The sequence below is a fragment of the Nocardia sp. NPDC001965 genome, assembly GCF_053594175.1.
On the sequence record NZ_JBSFDZ010000006.1, the window covers coordinates 231,010 to 249,762 of the forward strand.

Sequence of the window (18,753 nt, forward strand, 5' to 3'; positions counted from 1 at the left end):
CGTGTCGGAACAGTCAGTGCTCTCGGGTCGGGCCGGCCGGGTCGTGCGGGCCGGCAGTGTTCTCATACGCCCAGGGCCGGTCGGCGTCGGGGCCGATCGGTTGTGGGGTGCCGGGAACCGGGGTGGCGAACACCGCGATGAAGGCCACCGGATCGGCCGCGGTGAGTTCGATCAGATTGGCCGCCGATGCGGAGATCCGTGCGAACCGCCGTGCGAGCCGACCCGCATCGAGTGCCGGATCAGGCGGATCCGCAGCCCGGCCCTCGGCAGTCGTCTCCTGCTCCGGTGCCGCCCGCACCGAACCGCCGACGGTCTCGGCGGATACGGCAGTCCCGACCACCGTATCCTCGAAAACCTGTGCCGCATGGACCACTCCGCGAATGGTGCAACCCGTTTCGCGGATATCGCGCAGCGCGTTGTCCAGGTCGTGGCGGTCCGCGGTATCGCAGTGCACCACCACGATCCGCTCCTCGAACCCCTCGAGCAGCGGGGGAACAGGACGTGGCGAGCGGGTCGGCACCACCACATCGCGAGCACCCGCCGCGAGCAGGCGGCGCACCATGACCGAACCGAGAGCGCCCAGACCACCACTGACGACATAGGTTCCGGATCGATCGATCGTCATCGGCGGTTCGAGAGCGATGCGGCCCGCGATGAAGCGGATAGCCCTATTGGCATCGACCATGCGGGTCCATGCGATGATATCTGTGGGTGGGGGGTCATCGGCGAGCCGAATCGATGCCAGCGTTCCGGCACCCGTGACCTCCGCCCGCAAATACTCCCCGTTCGGTTTCCGGTCGCGATCGGCTGGGCCGTCGTGCCGGGAAAACGATGTTCCGTCCGCTGTCCCGGCGACGGACTGGTCGCCGAAAGATATTGCGGGAGTGCTCGATCCGGTGCCGGGGGATACTGTGCGCGGCCCGGTGGACCGGAATTCCCGCCGCGCGACCTCTTCGCCCGTTCCGGGCATGCCATCGAGGAGCGGCGGGCGCATCATGCCACCGGCTCCGGGTCGCGGCGGTTCGGGCAGGCCCGCCGCGCTCAGTGCTCGTGCGGCATGGAACTGAGCCAGGCAGGTGAGAAATGCGGTGCCCTCGTCGATCCGGTCCGCGGTGCCGTATGTGGTGTGCGCGAATTCCGGAACGGCCCGGACGGCCGTCGCGAGCAACGGTTCGGGGCCGATCTCCAGGAGCATCGACAAACCGTCTTCGGCCGCCCGGCGCAGCGCCATCTCGAGTTCCACTCGATGAGTGAGGTTCTCGGCCCAATAGTCCGGGGCCGTCGTCGCCGAATCCACGACGATTCCGCCGTGTACACCGGAATACAGCGGGATACGCGGGACCGTCGGCCGGATCCCGCCGAGGTCGGCGAGGAACTGCGGGACCGCCGCCGCCATGGCCGGACTGTGCACCGGATGATCCGAAGTCGTCCGGGCGGCGGCGATACCGCGGCGAACGGCCCGGCGCACCACCACATCCACATACCGGGAGGCACCCGACACCAGCACCGACCGTGGCCCGTTGATCGCGGCGATCGAGACATTCTCCGCCAGCGGTCGTACCAACCGGATCGCCTCGGCCTCGGTGGTCAGCAGTTCGGCGGCCGCGCCGGTCCCCGCCATCCGGCTCGCCGCACGCCCCCGCGCCACGGCCACTTTCGCGCCCTCCGCCAGCGGTAGCGCTCCGGCGGTCACGGCGGCGGCGACCTCCCCGATCCCGTGCCCGGCCACCGCGTCCGGCCGCACACCCCAGGCGGTCAGTAATTCGGCCAGTGCCACCTGGAAGGCGAACAGCGCAGGCTGGACGAATTCCTGGTGGGACCGGGCCGGGGCCGGATCCGTCGCGGGTGTACCCGCGCCGGTTTGCCGGAAACCGTGCCGAGGTGTCCAGACCCGCGGCCCGCCTGCCGCGGCGACCGCGTCACCGGCCGCGACGACCGCGTCGGCGAAAGCCGGATAGCGGCCGGCCAGCATCCGGCCCATCCGTTCGTGCTCCCCACCTTCGCCGCCGAACAGGAAGAGTGCTCCGTCGCGAGGACCGATCATCGTAGTGACACTGCGGAGGGACGGGCTGCCTGGCGGCCGTGGCGAGCGGATGGCCTCACGCCTCGATTATGCCGGAGAATTCCGGTAATCCGGATTTCCGAATCTGTTGGCGCCGTGCAATTTCCGCCGCCATGGTCTGGACCGGACCATACGCCGCCGGATCCGGCGGTGCGCGGATCCGGTTCAGGCGGGCCCAGCCGGATCGGTGTTCGGCCGCGGGGTGATGTCCTGCCCGGAGCCGGGCCGGTACCGTGACCGAGTGGCCGATTCCGCGGACGGACGAACCCGCACCCTCCCCACCGTGCTGCGCTGCTGTGCGGCACTGGCTGCCACTCCAGGGCGGCTGCTGCGTCCCCGGCGGGCCGATACCGCGTTCCTGGCGCGGCTGGAATCCGCCCCTTTGCCGCCCGCCCGGGCGAGCGTGGAGCTGACCGTGATCGTCCAGGGCCGCATGTCCGCGCCGACGACCATCGTCGCCGAGGGGGTGCGCAGTTTCGGTCAGCTGCCCATGGTCATGGGCGCCTATATCGTCGAACATCCTTCGGCGCGGTTCCTGGTGGATCCGGCACTGTGCGCGCATGTGCACCGGCGGGTGCTACCGGGGCTGCCGTTCCCGATTGCGGCGCTCGTAGCGCCGGACGAGCCGGTACTCGGATTGGCCGACGCACTGGCCGCGCGCGACCTCGACCCCGCCGCAGTCGATTTCGTACTACCCACCCACCTGCACTGGGATCATATTTCCGGGGCTCTCGAATTGCCGGCTTCGGTGCCGGTGCGGCTGCCCTCCGAGGAACTGCGGTGGGCGCTGGACGGTCCGTACGCACCGGTCGGGGTGGCGCGGGGGCCACTTCAGGGTCGTCCGCTGGAACCACTCGAACTCGACGGTCCACCGGTACTCACCTTCACCCGCAGCCTGGACCTGTTCGGGGACGGCTCGGTCCTGCTGGTGGATCTGGCCGGGCATACGCCGGGCAGTATCGGAGTCCTGTTGGCCACCGGGGACGGCCGCCGGGTACTGCTCGCCGGTGATTCGGTGTGGAACCGGCTGCAGATCGAACTGATCCGGGAGAAGGCGCCCATGCCCGGGCAACTGTTCGACGCGGATCGCGATATCGCCTTCGAGACCATTCACCGGCTGCATGCGCTGCCCGCCGGTATCGAAGTGGTCGCCGCGCACGACTACAACGCGGTATCCGAGCTCGCCGCCCACTGACCCGGGCGGCGCGATTGCGGCGAGGCCGCAGAGTGCGGGAAGCCAGCCTTTCCCGGATGGCTTCCCGCGTTTCCTGCGTCGGATCGAATCGCCATTGTTCCGACGAGGCGCAGGGGCTCCCGGCCGCGAGCGGTCAGGCCGAAGCCACGAACCCGGCCAGCCGGGCGCTGATCAGTTCCTCGGCCTCGCCGACCATCCGGTCGATGAGTTCGGCGCAGCTCGGGATGTCCTCGATCAGGCCCTGACACAGTCCGACCGACCAGATACCCGCATCGAGGTCGCCTTCTTCGAAAACTCGTCGGCCGCGGGCACCGGAAACCAGTTCGCGGACATCCTCGAATGTGCCGCCGGCTTTCTCGATCTCGACCACTTTGCGGCTCACCTCGTTGGCGGCGACGCGAGCGGTGTTGTGCATGGTGCGGAAGATCAGCTTGGTATCGCGCTCGGAATTGGCGACGATCTGCTCCTTGACCTTCTGGTCGATCGAGGACTCCTCGGTGCACAGGAACCGGGTCCCCATGTTCACACCGTCGGCACCCAGCGCCAGCGCCGCGACCAGGCCGCGGGCATCGGCGATACCGCCGGAGGCGATGATCGGGATGGTCAGCGCACGCGCCGCGGCGGGGATCAGCACCAGGCCCGGCACATCGTCCTCACCGGGGTGTCCGGCGCATTCGAAACCGTCGATGCTGACCGCGTCCACGCCGATCTTCTGGGCTTTGAGGGCGTGCCGGACGCTGGTGCATTTGTGCACCACCTTGATCCCGGCCTCGTGGTAGGTGGGCAGGAACGGTTCGGGATTGCTGCCGGCGGTTTCCACGATCTTGATGCCGCTGTCCACGATCGCCCGCGCGTATTCCTCGTACGGCGGCGGGTTGATCGACGGCAGGATGGTCAGGTTCACCCCGAACGGCTTGTCGGTGAGTTCGCGCGTGCGCTCGATCTCGCGCCGGAGATCGTCGGGGGTGGGCTGGGTCAGTGCGGTGATGAAACCGAGCCCACCGGCATTGGCAACGGCCGCGACGAGTTCGGCCCGGCCGACCCACATCATCCCGCCCTGCACGATCGGATGTTCGATACCGAAGGTCTCGGTGAACCTGGTCCGCAGCATCGGTGCTCTCCTCTACTTTCGCGGATACTCCGCGTCTGCTGCATGGTGCCACGGGTGTCAGCGCTCGATCAACCCTGGAAGTGAGTCGTGATTCGCATATGTGATGGGATCTCGTGTAGCTGGATGACGTGCGAGATGCTGGGTATCACCGCAAATACGCGCTTCAACGAGCGAGAACTCGTTCGCCCGCCGAGTTCCTCGGGATTAACCGCTATTCGGCACTGATTTCCTTGCCGGTGCTCATGTGAATTGTTATTCTGCCGACATGTTCACACCGCGTGTGGCGCCGGACACCCCGGTGGGTCGCGCGGTACCGAGAGGAGTACGTGGGATGACCACCGGTGCGCAGGCCCTCGACGAGCCGATCAGATCGCGTCGCAACCACTGGAACAACCAGATCGCCACGCACGCGGTGATGCGGCCGGACGAGGTCGCACTGCGCTTCCGCGGCGCCGACACCACCTGGCGCCAGTTGCACGAACGGTCGCAGAAATTCGCCGACGCGCTCGCGCGTCGCGGCGTCGCGTTCGGCGACCGGGTGATCATCCTGGCTCTCAACTACCCCGAATACCTGGAGGCGGTGTTCGGGATCAACGCCCTGGGTGCGATCGCGGTACCGGTGAACTTCCGGCTCACTCCGCCCGAGCTGGCCTATATCGTCGGCGACAGTGGTGCCAAGGCGGTGGTCACCGATACGGTGCTGCAGCCGCTGGCCGCCGCGGTGCAGGCGCAGGCACCGGCGATCGAGCACATCTTCGTCATCGGTGGTACCAGTGGCGAGGGGGTCGTCGGCTTCCAGGACGCGATCGACGAGACCGGGGAAGCGCACACCCCGCTCGATATCGCCGAGGACACCCCCAGCCTCATCATGTACACCTCGGGCACCACCGGCAGCCCCAAGGGCGCCATCCTCTCCTACGGCAATATGAACTCGCAGGCGCTCACCTGTATCCGGGCGCTGCAACTGGAGCAGGAGTCCATCGGCTTCTGTACCTCACCGCTGTTCCATATCGCCGGACTCGGCAGCCTGGCGCCGGCCTTCCTGCTCGGCGCGAAAACCGTGCTGCATCCGCTGGGCGCCTTCAGCGCGAGCGAGTTCCTCGACGCGGTCGAGGCCGAGCAGGCCACCTCGGCCTTCTGTGTACCCGCCCAATGGCAGCTGATCTGCGACGATCCGACAGTCAAGGAGCGCAAGCTCGCGCTGCGCGCACTGAGCTGGGGTGCCGCACCTGCCTCGGACACGGTGCTGAAGGCGATGGCCGACGCGTTCCCCGACGCCTTCAATGTCGCGGTGTTCGGGCAGACCGAGATGTCGCCCATCACCTGCGTGCTCGAGGGTAAGGACGCCATCCGCAAGCTCGGTTCGGTCGGCAAGGTCATTCCGACCATCCAGGCCCGGATCGTCGACGACGAGATGAACGATGTGGCGCCCGGGGAAGTCGGCGAGATCGTCTACCGCGGCCCCACCATGATGGCCGGCTACTGGAACAAGCCCGAGGCCACCGCCGCCGCCTTCGCCGGCGGGTGGTTCCACTCCGGTGACCTGGTCCGGCAGGACGAAGAGGGCTTCATCTATGTAGTGGACCGTAAGAAGGACATGATCATCTCGGGCGGCGAGAACATCTACTGCGCCGAAGTGGAGAACGTCCTGTTCGCGCATCCGTTGATCCGTGAGGCTGCGGTGATCGGTAAGGCGCACGAGAAGTGGGGCGAGGTTCCGGTCGCGGTCGTCGCGCTCAACGATCCGGCGGGGGATATCACCCTCGCGGATCTCGAACCGTTCCTGAACGAGAACCTGGCGCGCTACAAGCATCCGAAGGAACTGGTGATCGTGGCGGAACTGCCGCGCAACGCCAGCGGCAAGGTCGTGAAAGTGGAACTGCGCAAAGTCGATTCGTAGTTCACCGTTTCACGTGAATCATTGCGCCGGACCGCGGCGGCCCCCGGGGTGCCCCGGTCCGGCGCGTTGCCGTCCGGCGCGCCGACGGCCAGGACTTTTCCGGGACAGTTGTGCGTCTCCCGCGCGGATGGTCGATTATCTACGCCATGTCGGATCAACATGCTGCAGTCCTCGCCCTGCACTGGCAGGTGAACGTTATTCGGCCGGAAGGGTTCTTCGGCCCGATGCTGGCCGAACCTGTGGCCGCCAGTGGTGTGGTGCAGCGGGCGGCGGATTTCCACAAACAAGCGGCGGAACTGGGCCTGCCGATCGTCTGCACCCGGTTCACCGTCCCCGACGACGAGGGGCGGTTGGTTCGCAACACCGGATTCATGCAGTCGGTCGGGGCCGCTCAGCACGAGTTCCGGCCGGAGGCCGCCGGAAGCCGGCTGATCGATGAGATCGCCGATCAGGCCGACCGGATCGTCGACAACCAGAAACTATCGGGTCTGGCCGGTAACGATCTGCCGCGCTGGCTGGTCGAGAACGATATCGACACGCTCTTCCTGACCGGTGTCGCCACCAACCTCACCGTCGAGCAGACCGCGCGCCACGGTACCGACCTCGGATTCACCGTTTACACGGTCGCCGATTGCGTGGCCGCCGCCGACCCCCAGGTGCACACGGCCTCCCTGGCCAATATCGCGCTCGTCAGCGCAGGTCTGCGCACCACCGCCGATGCCTTCGGCGACCTCGACTGACTTTCCGTGGCCGGGACCCGGTTCCGGAGCGACGAAGCGACGGAGCGCGGCGACCGAATCCCGGGGTGAACCTGGGTCGCGAAGACCCGAAACCCACGGAAAAGGAGCCCACCACTAAGGCGGGGCCCGCCCCGGTTCTGGAGCGACGGAGCGGGGGAGCGAAGCGGAGGAGCGGAGGAGTGAAGAACCAGGGTTAATAGGGCCCCGCCCGCGACGCCGAAGGCGGCGCAAATAGACACAGCTCAGATCATGTTCTTCTCGGCCATCCAGCGCATCACCTGCCAGCCGCAGAAGACCGGGATCCAGCAGGTGAGTACCCGGTAGAGCAGTACCGAGGGCACCGCGACCGCGGCGGGCAGGCCGAACGCGGCCAGACCGCCGATCAGTGCCGCCTCCACCGCGCCGACACCGCCCGGTGTCGGCGCGGCCGAGGCCAGGGTGCCGCCGATCATCGTCACGATGGTCACGGTGACGAAGGTCGTTCCGCCGCCGAATGCCTGGACGCTGGCGAAGAGGGCCAGTGCCTGTCCGAGGGTGAGCGCCGCGCAGCCGAGCACGATGATCACGCAACGTTTCGGGTCGCGCGCAAGCACGGCCAGTTCGCTGACGACCTCCTGGACCTGCGGGAGTACCGAATTGTTGAGCCAGCGTCGCAGCTTCGGTACGAACATGAAGGTGCCGACGATACCTACTCCGACGCCGGCTATCAGATAGAGCACCGTGGGCGAGGGTACGAAATGCGAGAGGTCCGCCGAGGTCCCGGCGGCGACACTGAACAGCACCAGTAGCGATATATGGGTGCAGACCTGTACCGCCTGCTGTAGGGCGACCGCGGCCGTGGCCCGCACCGCTCCGACGCCGCCCTTCTGGAGGAAGCGCACGCTCAGCGCCAGCCCGCCCACACGGGCCGGGGTGGTGGTCGCGGCGAAAGTGTTCGCGATCTGCATCAGGACCAGCGGCCAGTACTTCACCACGCTCGACGCGCAGGCCCACAGTGCCGCGGCTGTGCCGAGATAGGTCAACGACGACAGTGCCAGGCCCGCCAGCGCCCACCACCAGTTCGCTTCGCGGAGCTGGGTGAAAAAGGTGGGTACCGCGCTGATGAAGGGGTAGGCCACATAGACCAGGCCGATCAGCAGTGCCAGCTGGATGAGGCTTTTGCGGCTGAACCGGGTGATCTGCTCGGCCTCGATCCGGTCCTCGCCGGTCTGTTCGCGTACTTCCTCGCGCGCGGCGGAAACCACCGATTTCCAGTCGGGGATGGATTTACGGATACCGCCCGGCATGGCGAACTTGGTGAGTCGGCGTGAAGCGGTGAGTACGGTCTCCTCGCCGAGTGCGCCGATCGCCGAGCGCACCGCCGGTTCGGCGCCGAAAACCGCTGTCATCGAGACCAGTAGCTGGGCGATATCGGATTGCAGTTGGGCATCCGAGGCGCACAGTTCCGCCGCGGTGAAACCGCCGAACAGCGCTCCGTCGGGTCCGATCCGGATCTCGGCGGGCCGAAGTTCACCGTGGGCGATCCCGCGCTCGCGCAATACCGTCAGGGCCTGCCATACCGAATCCAGTGCCGTGGGGTCGGCGGGGTTCTGTTCGATCGAGCGTCCGGCGGGCAGCGTGTGCGCGTACAGCATCCAGCCGCGCGGCAGGCCGGAGACGGTGACCGGCCGGTGGGCGGCCAGATCCAATTCGGCGAGGGCGATGGCCATCAGTGCGCGGTGTTCGACCGCGCGATGCATGGATCCGTGCAGCGGTGCTGTCTCACTGGAGCGGAAGGTCAGCCAGCGCCACAGCTGGCGCACCGCGCTGAGTGAGCGTTGATTCTTGCCGTACAGCTCGACCACCAGCGCGCGTTCGCGTTCCTCCACGACTGCCGAGAGCATGAGCGCGCCGGGTCCGGCCGGTCGGACGACGGTGAACCGGGTGACGGTGTAGCCGCGGCGGGCCAGTTGCCGTACCGCTGCCTCCAGCGGTACCTCCAGCGCAGGTGTCCCCACCAGTAGGACGATCACCGCGCCCACCAGCCAGCCGACCACCAGGCCGAACATCGCCCGCGCCGGAACGACTGCGCTGACCACCAGGTGGATGGGCGCGAACGCCAGCAGCAGCACCCACAGCCAGCGCCGGGGCCGCACGGGGAGCCACGGACTGGCAACGGTGAGTACCGCGGCCAGCATCGCGATCCAGCGCGGGTCGTCGAGGAACTGCTGCAGGAAGGTTTTGTCGTCCAGATTCTCCGGGACCTGGAGGTGCCATTGTGGGGCCGACAGTCCGCTGGGTGTGATGGACAGCAGCAGTACCGCCGTCAGCCCGGCGGTGGCGTAGCCCGCGAGCAGTTTCCATTGGCGTCCGAAGGCCAGCTCGACCAGGATCGCGAACGGCAGGATGAGGATGACGATCCCGTACAGCAGATAGACGAGGTTCGACTGGTCCGGGTTGAGGAATCCGACGATGTTGGAGACCGAACGTTCCAGCGCCAGCCATTCGGGCCGGGTGATCAGCGAACCGGCGATCACCACCGCGACGCCGATCGCCGCGAAGACGACACGCAGGATATCGCTGGTCCGCCGCGTGAGCGGTTGTAGGAGACTGCCCGTGACCGGGATCTCCCGCCCATCGACTCGCATGTCGTATCGGTACTTTCGGATCGAGGTGAAGCTGCCGGGCCGGCCACGACCACCAGCAGGTGAGTATGCAGGACCCCGAGCCGGACGATACACACCAACACGCTGTCAGAATCCAGGGGTGAGTGGTGATCAACGCATCTGTTTGGTAGGGGACTCCTTCGTCGCCGGGGTAGGCGACCCGCAGGCTCTGGGGTGGGCCGGCCGGTTGACCGCGCATGCGCGGGCCGCCGGGGCGGCCCGGACTGTGTACAACCTCGGGGTGCGCGGGCACACCTCCGCCGATATCGCCGCGAGGTGGGCCGCGGAATGTCTGGTGCGGCTGCCGGCGGGGTCGGACGGGCGGGTGGTGTTCTCGTTCGGAGTGAACGACAGCCTGCTGGTCGACGGTCGGCCGCTGGTCGAGGCAGCGAGCACGGTGACGAATCTGTCCGTATTGCTCACCAGCGCCCGGGCTCAGGGTTGGCCGGTGCTGGTGGTGGGACCGCCGCCGGTCGACGATATCCGGCACAACGACCGGATCGGTGAACTGGACCGGAGCTTCGAGCAGACCTGCGCCGAGTTCGAGGTGCCTTACGCTGCGTCGTTCCGGCTGCTGGCCGATTTCCCGGTCTGGGCGGAGCAGGTGCGGGCGGGCGACGGTGCGCATCCCGGGGCGGAGGGATATGCGGCGTTCGCCGACCGGCTGCTGCCCGTGTGGCGGCAATGGCTGGGCTACTGACTGCGCCCACGGATAAATAGGATAGAATTTCCGTAAATTAGGCGGACTCACCGGAAAATGTCCCAGACGGTGCGATCGTGCCCGCCCCGGTCGTGGCGCGCTCAGCTCGCCGGTACGCCCGGGGCCGGAGCGCGCCGCATCACCGCGAAGACCTCGCCGAGTTCGGGCACCGACCGCTCCAGTTCGGCAGCGAAATCGCATTCGCATTCCAACTGGCTCAGGGTGCCGACCAGGGTGAGCGCCGCACGCGCGAAGGGCGTGCAATCCGGTGGCAGCGTCAGCTCCCGCATCACATTCGTCAACCGCAACGCGGTGGTGCGCAGCACCTGTTTGCGCAACCACGGCGTGGTGATGCGAAACCGCGGGTGCCGCACCGGCTCCGCGCACGCCGACAACGCCGCGTCCAGCGCCGCCGCGTCGAGAGTTCGCCCCGGGAAGGCGAACCCGTGCGTACGCACCGCCGTCTCCAGCGCCGCCGGCTCGCCGTTGAAGATCGCATCGCACATCTCGACAACCAACCGGGTGAAACCGGGATGCGGCCACGGCGCGCAGGCACCGAAATCCACCACCCCGAGCCGGCCGTCCGCGAGCAGGCGCAGATTGCCGGGATGCGGGTCGCAGTACAGCAATCCGTGCTGCTCCCAGCCCGTCAGCACGAACCGCATCATCGCCTCGCCGACCCGGTCCCGCTGCGCCCGGCTGCCCGATTCGATGATCCGGGCCGCCGGAATACCGTCCAGCCACTCCGAGACCAGGACATCGCCGCGCTGCGCCAGTACCTCCGGTACCCGGAATTCGGTGCTCTCGGCATACACCCTGGCGAAGGCCCGCTGATTATCGGCCTCGGCCGCGTAATCCAGTTCCGCGCGCACACTCTCGCACAGCGCCTCGGTCACCGATTTCACATCCGCGCCCGGCAGGAATACCGACGCAAGCGTCGAGATCCGCCGCAACTGCACCAGGTCCGACTCCACCGCCGCCCGGGCGCCCGGGTACATGACCTTCACCGCGACCGCCCGGCCGTCGTGCCAGACCCCGCGGTGTACCTGGCCGATCGACGCGGCCGCGGCCCGCCGATCGTCGAACTCCCGGAAACAATCCCGCCAATCCGGGCCCAGATGCTCGGCCAGCACCCCGTGCACAGTGGCCGGCAGCATCACCGGCGCCGAATCCTGTAACCGGGCCAACGCGACCTGGTACGGCGCGGCGATATCCCGTGGCAGGGCGAGCTGGTAGATCGCGAGCAGCTGCCCGAGCTTGGCGGCACAACCCTTCAACTCGCCCAGCACCTCGAACATGTGCTCGGCGGTCCGGGTCTGGATGTCCCGGTTCACCTCCCGCGCCGGGCGGCCCAGCGCCCGGCGGCCCGCGCCCGCCGCCTGCCGGCCCGCGAACGCGACCGGTAGCGCTACGAGCTTGGCGCTGCGCAGCGCCCGCCGCACCGGCGGCGCGCCAGGATCACGTCGACTGCTCATACCTCATCCCCAGAAGCGATTCGCCTGTTCTCCTGTGCAGTCTGGCATATTTGCGCTTAGACTGTCTGGGACGTATCAGCTGCCGAGAAAGGTGCATCCATGGGGTCCCGCACGGTGGTCGCCGATGTCGCCGACGAACTGGCACGGCGGGTCGCCGCGGGGGAATATCAGCCCGGTGAGCTGATGCCCTCGGTCCGGCAGGTCGCCGAAGAGTTCGAAATGAACCGGGCAACCGCCCAGCTCACCCTCGGCCGGCTGGAATCGTACGGTTTCGTCGAGGCCCGGCGCGGTAAGGGATTCACCATCCGCGAAGTCCGTGCCGCGGGCGGCCTGGACGTGTACCGGCACCTCTTCCGCTTCTCCGTACCGATGCCCGAGGTCGCGATCGAGATGTTCCGCGATATCGTCGAGGTCGAGCGCGGCATCGTCATGGACGCACTGCTCTCCTACACCGGCCTGGCCCACGGCGCCGCCGCGGCGGCCGGAGTCGATCTCGCCGAACTGAAAGCCGAGATCGATACGCTGGAAACGCTGGCGCGGCTGGATGTCCCCGACTACCGGCGCATCCTCGCGATCGAGATCGGCGTAGTCCGAAAACTGCTGGTAGCGCTCGAATCCAGTATGCAGCGCGCCATCCTGAACTCCATCGGCGAGATGGTCCTCGAAGTACCCGAGGCCGTAGACGCCTACTTCGCGGGCGCCGCCGATCTGCACGTGCTCGTGTGGCGGGCCCTGATCGCGGTCTGGGAATCGGAATCCGGGCCCACCCCCGCGCAACTCGCCCTCTTCGAAGACCTGTTCGGGATGTACCACAACAAGGTCGTCGCCCGGTTCGAGGAACTGCTCGGCGTCGACGGTGAAGCCGAAGAGGTCCACGCGGCCACGGCTTGAGGTACTGCGTCCGTCGAGCACAGTAGGCCGACGGGCGGCCTCGGATTCGGGCAGGCTCACGTCCACATCCGAATGGTGGCGGCCCCTGATAGCCTGCGGTAGAACGTGTCCGGGATCTGGCGGGTCGCTTTCCTGGACTGGAGATCAGACCTCCGGTCGGACGCGATAATCTCGGCTGATGGTTTCGAGCTTGCCCGGCCTATTTTGCACAACAGCAAAGAGATTGGTGCAGGCGACGCGGGAGGAGACATCACATCTCGGTGACCATATGGACGGTGCCGCCGAGAAGCTGACAGAAACCACGCACTCGATGGTGAAGGCGAGCGTTCAGGGAGCGGAGGTCGCGGGCAGGCCGACCGATCCCGTGTTTTACGGCAGGTTGTCAGAGGACTTCGACAGGTGGGTGTCGTTCTCCCCTGAAGACGTCTGGGTGGAGTCGTTGCATCGGGCTGACGGAACTACTTTCGGGTACCACTTGCCAGCTACACAACAAGACGCCGACATATCGCGAGTAACCAGTCCGATCATGGATCTTTCCGGTGTGGCGGAAGCCCTCGAGCATCCGGGTGACCCCATGGATTCGTACTTCCGCGGTCCCCTTCCCGCACCATGGTCCGCAGAACCCGCGGTTTTTCGTCTACACGGAGTCCTCGACGGCCGAGCTATGTGGTTGAACGCCGATCTGGGCGCGGGGATAGGCCGATCAGTCCTGGTTGTCGACGGTTCGACGGCTGCGAAGGTGGCAGAGTCACGCGGTCTGCTCGGCGCAGGGACAGGCAAGTCGGAGTTGTTGCTGGACTCGTGCGAATCCGGAGTCGTCGGCGGTGCTGCCGAATCGTTTGTCGCGCAGCTGGGCAGTTCCGGATCCTTCTCAGGGCGTGTTGTCGCCCCGACCGATCTGAGCATAACCTGCAGGCTTGCGGGTGAAAGTTCCGCACGTGTCGGCGTAGTGGCGAACTATGACGGCAACGGAGAAATGCAGCCACTCTTCAGGGAGTTCGAGGTCCAGCAGCGGGATGTGGTCGGGTAGCAGGGGCAGGTTTCAGGACACGGAGGCCGCGAATACCGACTCCGCGGGCTGTGATCTCGGTCTTGCCGTGCTCCGATCCTCAGCACGGCAAGACCGCGTGGAGTAGCTCCGCGACCACCGCCGACGAAACGTCAGGCGATCAGATATCGCCGTTCAGTTTGTTCAACCGTTCGCAGGCCGTGACGTACTCCTCGACGAGGCGGCTCATCACATCGGCCGAGCGTTCCATCTTGTTCATCATGCCGACCACTTGGCCGACCGGGTTGAAGTTGACGTCCTTGGCGGCCTCGGGGTAGCGGTGGCCGCGTTTCACGCCGTCCAGGGCGACCATCATCTGCAAGGGCATGGGCAGCGGGTCCGGGGTGTCGGCCGACTCCCAGGCGTCGGTCCAGTCGTTGCGCAGCATCCGAGCCGGCTTTCCGGTCCAGGCGCGGGAGCGGATGGTGTCACTGCTGGTGGCGTCGATGTAGGTCTTCATCTGGGCGGGCGGCACATTGGCCTCTTCCACCGTGAGCCAGATGGATCCGGTCCAGGCGCCCGCGGCGCCCATCGCCATCGCGGCCGCGACCTGGCGGCCGTCGCCGATGCCACCGGCGGCGAGTACCGGCAGGTCACCCACCGCGTCGATGACCTGTGGCCACAGGACCAGCGAGGAGACCTCGCCGCAGTGGCCGCCGCCTTCGGTGCCCTGGCAGACCACGAAGTCCAGGCCCGCTTCCTTGTGGTTCAGCGCGTGCTTCACCGAACCGCAGAGTGCGCCGATCAATCGGCCGGACTCCTGGATCTGGGAAACGAATTCCGGCGGCGGGGTGCCGAGCGCGTTGGCGACGAGTTTCGCCTTCGGGTGCCGCAGGATCACTTCTACCTGTGGGGCGGCCGTGGTGGCGGTCCAGCCGAGCAGCTGCGGGTGGACTTCTTCTTCGGGGAGCTTCGGTACGCCGTGGTCGGCGAGGATCTTTTCGGCGAAGTCGCGATGGCCCTGGGGGACGTGTTTGACGAGTTCGGCCTCGAGCTGTTCGGGGGAGAGGCCGTCGATGCCCTTGCCCTCGTATTTGGAGGGGATGACCAGGTCGACACCGTAGGGGTTGTCGCCGACATGTTCGTCGAGCCAGGCCAGTTCGACCTCGAGCTGTTCGGCGGTGAAGCCGACCGCGCCGAGGACGCCGAGACCGCCGGCGTTGCTGACCGCGGCTGCCACGTCGCGGCAGTGGGTGAAGGCGAAGATGGGGAACTCGATCCCCAGCCGGTCGCAGATATCGGTACGCATGGCGCTGGTGGTCTCCCTATGCCTGGAACAAGTTACATAATTGCCGCGCGGCGGCTGATCCGGCCGCTGTCACCCGTCGGCCTCGAATGCGCCGCACACCTCCTGCAACAGTGGCCGGCGCAGCGGAACCCGACAGGTGTCATACCTTGAATGTAACACGTTCTAGTTTTATTGGAACCGCTTCAGCCGCGTGTCCCCGGTCCGGCCTCGTCCACCAGCTCTCCCGGCTCCGGATCACGCACCGCGGTGATCCGCGGCGACCGCACCGGCACCTTCAGGAACAGCCAGAACAGCAACACCAGCAGGGTGGCCCGTCCCCACACCCCGAAACGGACCACGGCCTCCATCAGCTCGACCGAATTCCCGGTGCCCATCGCGTAGAAGTAGCGGAACACGCCCACCCCGATCGCGATATCGGCCGCCAGATAGCTCCAGACGACCGGCCACGGCACCGCGAGCAACACCAGAAACGGAATCAACCACAGCGTGTACTGCGGTGAATGCACCTTGTGGAACACGAGGAACCCGCAGAGCATCGCCCCGCTGACCCCGAGCCACGGATACACCCCCGATTCGGCGTAGCGCCGCCATCCCGCCCACAGCGCCACGGCGAACGACACGATGATCAGCGTCGGTGAGGCGATCGAGACTGTTTCGGCGAAGGCGGCGCTGCTCAGCGGGTCCGAACCGAACAGCGGCCGCAGGCCCCAGTACCAGATCGAATTCGTGGTGATATCGGCTTCGCGCTGCTGCTGGAATTCGATCGAGGCCCGCCAGCCGTTGTAACCGGCCAGGGCGAAGGGCAGATTGACCGCTGCCACCGTCGCGACCGCCGCCGTCGCGACCGCCGAGGCGCCACCCACGTCCAGCCGGGGGCGGGAGCCCGGTCCGGCCCGTTCGCGTTCTCCGCCGGTCAGGACGTAGAGCATCAGCGGGATCACGAAGATCGCCGGATAGATTTTGAAACAGAACCCCAGCCCCAGCAGCATCGCGGCCAGCACCCCTCGTACGCGCAACGGGAACCGGATCGAGGCCATCACCGCGGCAGCCGCCACGGTCGTGCACACCACCGGCAGTTCCCAGTTGTGGAACGCGTACAGCACCAGCGGCGGCCCCGCCGCCCACAGCAGTGCGGCCCGGCCCGCCAACCGGGCCAGCAGCCAGGCGGTGACCAGCGCGAACGGTGCCAGCAGCAGGGCGGAACGGAGAAGGAACGCGGCATCGTTGTGCGCGCCCAGCGCGCCGAGCCACATCAGCAGGCCGCTCAGAACCGGGTATTCCACGGCACCCCCGGTCAGGGTGCCGTCCGCAGTGATCCCGCCGTGTATGTAGGGAAAAATATGCTGGTCGATATCGCGGCCCAGCCAGAGGAACTGGATATCGGAATAACAGACCCGTGCATCCTTGACGTAATCGAAAGCGGCACTGCGGCCGTCGGTCCGGAAAGGCGCCCCGGCGCAGCGCGCCTTGTTCAGAAAGGCGACCAGCAATGTGACGCCGCACAGCAGTACGACCGTGAGAATCGCGGTACGGCGCGCCACGCGATCGGACCCGAGCACACCCCCGGCCGGTCCGATCGACATACCCTCACCCTAGTGGGCGGCACCGGGGGCCTGCTGTGCGATCGAATGCGCATCGGGCCGCTCCGATCCGGGGTACGACCCGGCCGTGACAGCCGGGAAGAATTCGGGAAACGGCCCACGCCGGACGCCGGAATCCATTTCGTCCACCCGGCCGGCGGGGTGGTCGTGACATCGAAAGATCGATTTCGTCATGGGCCGGGCACTCAGGTACTCTTGCCCGGTTGCTGACGCGACGACCTCCTGCCACGGACCGTCCGTGGCCGACCCAAGACCACAGGAGGTGATTGGTTCGTGCGTCATTATGAAGTGATGGTCATCCTCGATCCGAGCATGGACGAGCGCACCGTCGGACCGTCTCTCGAGAATATGCTCGGCGTTGTCCGCACCGAGGGCGGCAAAATCGACAAGGTTGATATCTGGGGCCGTAAGCGCCTCGCCTACGAGATTCGCAAACAGGCCGAAGGCATCTACGCGGTTGTCGATCTGACCGCCGAGCCCGCCACCGTGAACGAACTCGACCGCCAGCTGGGCCTCAACGAGCAGGTCCTGCGCACCAAGGTTCTGCGCAACGACAAGTAGTTCCGGCGCTACCGCCGTTTCGTCGGAGCCTGTCTCTAGGCTCTAGCGCAACAGGCGAGTGCACCCGGACTGCACACCGAGCAGGAGGAACCCCCATGGCAGCTGGCGATACGGTAATCACGGTCATCGGAAATCTGACGGCCGATCCCGAGCTTCGATTCACGCCCGCGGGCGCGGCGGTGGCGAATTTCACCGTGGCCTCCACGCCCCGCATCTTCGACCGTAATACCAACGAGTGGAAAGACGGCGAGGCGCTGTTCCTGCGCTGCAATATCTGGCGCGAGGCCGCGGAGAACGTCGCCGAGAGCCTGACCAGGGGATCCCGTGTGATCGTCAGCGGACGGCTCAAGCAGCGCTCCTTCGAAACCCGCGAGGGCGAGAAGCGCACGGTCGTCGAGCTCGAGGTCGACGAGGTCGGTCCCTCGCTGAAGTACGCCACGGCCAAGGTCAACAAGACCAGCCGTGGTGGCGGCGGCGGTGGCGGATTCGGTTCCAACAGCGGCGGTGGTGGTAACTACAACGCCGGCAACGGTGGCGGTGGACGGTCCGAGCAGGGCGCAGCTGAAGACCCGTGGGGTAGCGCGCCCGCGGCCGGCTCCTTCGGGGGCGGCCGGATGGACGATGAACCGCCGTTCTGAGACGGCCCGCACGAGCCCGCGACGACGGGCCACCAAGAATACGGAGTGAACGAAAATGGCCAAGGCACCGGCGCGCGAAAAGGTGCTCAAGAAGAAGGCTTGCACTTTCTGCAAAGAGAGCAAGACCGGAATCGTCGACATCGATTACAAGGATGTGCCGCTGCTGCGCAAGTACGTCAGTGAGCGCGGCAAGATCCGTGCCCGCCGGGTCACCGGCAACTGCGTACAGCACCAGCGTGATATCGCCATCGCGGTGAAGAACTCGCGTGAGATGGCGCTGCTGCCCTACGTTTCGACGGCTCGCTGAGAAAGGTCGGTAAAGCAAATGAAGCTCATTCTGACTGCCGATGTGGACAACCTCGGCGCTCCCGGCGACACCGTCGAGGTGAAGGACGGCTACGGCCGTAACTACCTGCTGCCCCGGGGCCTGGCCATTGTCGCCAGCCGTGGTGCGCAGAAGCAGGTCGAGGGCATCCGCCGGGCCCAGGAGTCCCGCCGGGTGCGCGACCTCGGTCATGCCAACGAACTGAAGCAGGCCATCGAGGGCCTGGAGTCGGTCTCGCTGTCGGTCAAGACCGCGGGTACCGGCAAGCTGTTCGGTTCGGTCACCCAGTCCGATGTCGCCGCCGCGATCAAGACGGCCGGGGGCCCGGTCCTGGACAAGCGCAGCATCGAACTGCCGAAGTCGCATATCAAGGCCACCGGCAAGCACCAGGTGACCGTCCATCTGCACCCGGACGTCGCCGCGAAGTTCGCGCTGGAGGTCGTGGCAGCCGGTTGATCCGGTTCCGCCACAGCTACCCGAAACCGGGGATCGCGCCCGATCACAGCTGATCGGGTGTGATCCCCGGTCGGTTGTGCTCTGCCATCGAAACGGCAGATTAGCCGCTTGTTTGCGGTGATTCTTGTGAAGGCGGGTGCCTGCATGGGGTTCGGC

General features: G+C 66.8%; 16 protein-coding genes. 10 read left to right on the plus strand and 6 right to left on the minus strand.

Features of this window, described 5'->3' with window-relative positions; genetic code table 11:
• Window positions 1–13: 13 nt before the first annotated feature.
• Window positions 14–2,044 (minus strand): acyltransferase domain-containing protein, encoded by a 2,031-nt coding sequence (locus ACWCPQ_RS12700; protein WP_449897772.1) that lies wholly within the window; start codon window positions 2,042–2,044, stop codon window positions 14–16.
• A gap of 259 nt (window positions 2,045–2,303) precedes the next feature.
• Here ACWCPQ_RS12700 and ACWCPQ_RS12705 point away from each other — a divergent pair, with 259 nt between their 5' ends.
• Window positions 2,304–3,257: an MBL fold metallo-hydrolase gene (locus ACWCPQ_RS12705; protein ID WP_449897774.1), complete on the plus strand. Its 954-nt coding sequence runs from the start codon at window positions 2,304–2,306 to the stop codon at window positions 3,255–3,257.
• 133 nt (window positions 3,258–3,390) lie between these two features.
• Here ACWCPQ_RS12705 and ACWCPQ_RS12710 read toward each other — a convergent pair whose 3' ends face one another.
• Window positions 3,391–4,368 carry an NAD(P)H-dependent flavin oxidoreductase gene (locus tag ACWCPQ_RS12710; protein ID WP_449897776.1) on the minus strand — a complete coding sequence of 326 codons (978 nt, stop codon included), beginning with the start codon at window positions 4,366–4,368 and terminating at the stop codon, window positions 3,391–3,393.
• 331 nt (window positions 4,369–4,699) lie between these two features.
• On the opposite strand from ACWCPQ_RS12710, the gene fadD5 reads away from it, so the two are divergent.
• Together fadD5 and ACWCPQ_RS12720 are read left to right on the plus strand one after the other, a co-directional pair.
• Window positions 4,700–6,268, plus strand: coding sequence for a fatty-acid--CoA ligase FadD5 (gene fadD5, locus ACWCPQ_RS12715; protein ID WP_449897889.1), 1,569 nt, complete (start codon window positions 4,700–4,702; stop codon window positions 6,266–6,268).
• Window positions 6,269–6,414: 146 nt separating this feature from the next.
• Complete coding sequence (locus tag ACWCPQ_RS12720; protein ID WP_449897778.1) at window positions 6,415–7,008, plus strand: cysteine hydrolase; 594 nt, start codon at window positions 6,415–6,417, stop codon at window positions 7,006–7,008.
• A gap of 242 nt (window positions 7,009–7,250) precedes the next feature.
• Here the strand turns inward: ACWCPQ_RS12720 and ACWCPQ_RS12725 are convergent, their stop codons facing one another.
• On the minus strand, window positions 7,251–9,635 hold the full coding sequence (locus tag ACWCPQ_RS12725; protein ID WP_449897780.1) for a lysylphosphatidylglycerol synthase transmembrane domain-containing protein: 2,385 nt from the start codon (window positions 9,633–9,635) through the stop codon (window positions 7,251–7,253).
• Window positions 9,636–9,753: 118 nt separating this feature from the next.
• Here ACWCPQ_RS12725 and ACWCPQ_RS12730 point away from each other — a divergent pair, with 118 nt between their 5' ends.
• Window positions 9,754–10,353, plus strand: a complete 600-nt coding sequence (locus ACWCPQ_RS12730; protein ID WP_449897782.1) for a GDSL-type esterase/lipase family protein — start codon at window positions 9,754–9,756, stop codon at window positions 10,351–10,353.
• 101 nt (window positions 10,354–10,454) lie between these two features.
• On the opposite strand, the gene ACWCPQ_RS12735 is transcribed toward ACWCPQ_RS12730, so the two are convergent.
• Entirely contained in the window at window positions 10,455–11,828 is a 1,374-nt protein-coding gene (locus ACWCPQ_RS12735) for an ABC1 kinase family protein (protein ID WP_449897784.1), read from the minus strand.
• Window positions 11,829–11,927: 99 nt separating this feature from the next.
• Between ACWCPQ_RS12735 and ACWCPQ_RS12740 the strand changes: the two genes are divergently transcribed.
• Window positions 11,928–12,719, plus strand: coding sequence for a winged helix-turn-helix domain-containing protein (locus ACWCPQ_RS12740; protein ID WP_449897787.1), 792 nt, complete (start codon window positions 11,928–11,930; stop codon window positions 12,717–12,719).
• Between the two features lie 178 nt (window positions 12,720–12,897).
• Entirely contained in the window at window positions 12,898–13,749 is an 852-nt protein-coding gene (locus ACWCPQ_RS12745) for a hypothetical protein (RefSeq protein ID WP_449897789.1), read from the plus strand.
• Between the two features lie 139 nt (window positions 13,750–13,888).
• Here the strand turns inward: ACWCPQ_RS12745 and ACWCPQ_RS12750 are convergent, their stop codons facing one another.
• Both ACWCPQ_RS12750 and ACWCPQ_RS12755 read right to left on the minus strand, forming a co-directional pair.
• Window positions 13,889–15,016 (minus strand): nitronate monooxygenase, encoded by a 1,128-nt coding sequence (locus ACWCPQ_RS12750; RefSeq protein WP_449897792.1) that lies wholly within the window; start codon window positions 15,014–15,016, stop codon window positions 13,889–13,891.
• 182 nt (window positions 15,017–15,198) lie between these two features.
• Window positions 15,199–16,599, minus strand: coding sequence for a hypothetical protein (locus ACWCPQ_RS12755; RefSeq protein WP_449897794.1), 1,401 nt, complete (start codon window positions 16,597–16,599; stop codon window positions 15,199–15,201).
• A 291-nt stretch (window positions 16,600–16,890) separates the two neighbouring features.
• Here ACWCPQ_RS12755 and rpsF point away from each other — a divergent pair, with 291 nt between their 5' ends.
• From rpsF to rplI, 4 genes are all read left to right on the plus strand, one after another.
• Entirely contained in the window at window positions 16,891–17,178 is a 288-nt protein-coding gene (gene rpsF, locus ACWCPQ_RS12760) for a 30S ribosomal protein S6 (RefSeq protein ID WP_449897796.1), read from the plus strand.
• A gap of 95 nt (window positions 17,179–17,273) precedes the next feature.
• Window positions 17,274–17,816 carry a single-stranded DNA-binding protein gene (locus ACWCPQ_RS12765; protein ID WP_449897798.1) on the plus strand — a complete coding sequence of 181 codons (543 nt, stop codon included), beginning with the start codon at window positions 17,274–17,276 and terminating at the stop codon, window positions 17,814–17,816.
• Window positions 17,817–17,871: 55 nt separating this feature from the next.
• On the plus strand, window positions 17,872–18,123 hold the full coding sequence (gene rpsR / locus ACWCPQ_RS12770) for a 30S ribosomal protein S18 (protein ID WP_449897800.1): 252 nt from the start codon (window positions 17,872–17,874) through the stop codon (window positions 18,121–18,123).
• 18 nt (window positions 18,124–18,141) lie between these two features.
• Complete coding sequence (rplI, locus tag ACWCPQ_RS12775; RefSeq protein WP_449897802.1) at window positions 18,142–18,597, plus strand: 50S ribosomal protein L9; 456 nt, start codon at window positions 18,142–18,144, stop codon at window positions 18,595–18,597.
• Window positions 18,598–18,753 lie beyond the last annotated feature (156 nt).

What these genes read in the sequence shown, in the direction of transcription:
- ACWCPQ_RS12755 (WP_449897794.1), bottom strand. Translation starts at nt 16,599, where the DNA reads ATGTCGATCGGACCGGCCGGGGGTGTGCTCGGGTCCGATCGCGTGGCG.
- ACWCPQ_RS12735 (WP_449897784.1), bottom strand. Translation starts at nt 11,828, where the DNA reads ATGAGCAGTCGACGTGATCCTGGCGCGCCGCCGGTGCGGCGGGCGCTG.
- ACWCPQ_RS12750 (WP_449897792.1), bottom strand. Translation starts at nt 15,016, where the DNA reads ATGCGTACCGATATCTGCGACCGGCTGGGGATCGAGTTCCCCATCTTC.
- ACWCPQ_RS12720 (WP_449897778.1), top strand. Translation starts at nt 6,415, where the DNA reads ATGTCGGATCAACATGCTGCAGTCCTCGCCCTGCACTGGCAGGTGAAC.
- rplI (WP_449897802.1), top strand. Translation starts at nt 18,142, where the DNA reads ATGAAGCTCATTCTGACTGCCGATGTGGACAACCTCGGCGCTCCCGGC.
- fadD5 (WP_449897889.1), top strand. Translation starts at nt 4,700, where the DNA reads ATGACCACCGGTGCGCAGGCCCTCGACGAGCCGATCAGATCGCGTCGC.
- ACWCPQ_RS12745 (WP_449897789.1), top strand. Translation starts at nt 12,898, where the DNA reads ATGGTTTCGAGCTTGCCCGGCCTATTTTGCACAACAGCAAAGAGATTG.
- ACWCPQ_RS12725 (WP_449897780.1), bottom strand. Translation starts at nt 9,635, where the DNA reads ATGCGAGTCGATGGGCGGGAGATCCCGGTCACGGGCAGTCTCCTACAA.
- ACWCPQ_RS12740 (WP_449897787.1), top strand. Translation starts at nt 11,928, where the DNA reads ATGGGGTCCCGCACGGTGGTCGCCGATGTCGCCGACGAACTGGCACGG.
- ACWCPQ_RS12700 (WP_449897772.1), bottom strand. Translation starts at nt 2,044, where the DNA reads ATGATCGGTCCTCGCGACGGAGCACTCTTCCTGTTCGGCGGCGAAGGT.
- ACWCPQ_RS12765 (WP_449897798.1), top strand. Translation starts at nt 17,274, where the DNA reads ATGGCAGCTGGCGATACGGTAATCACGGTCATCGGAAATCTGACGGCC.
- rpsR (WP_449897800.1), top strand. Translation starts at nt 17,872, where the DNA reads ATGGCCAAGGCACCGGCGCGCGAAAAGGTGCTCAAGAAGAAGGCTTGC.
- ACWCPQ_RS12710 (WP_449897776.1), bottom strand. Translation starts at nt 4,368, where the DNA reads ATGCTGCGGACCAGGTTCACCGAGACCTTCGGTATCGAACATCCGATC.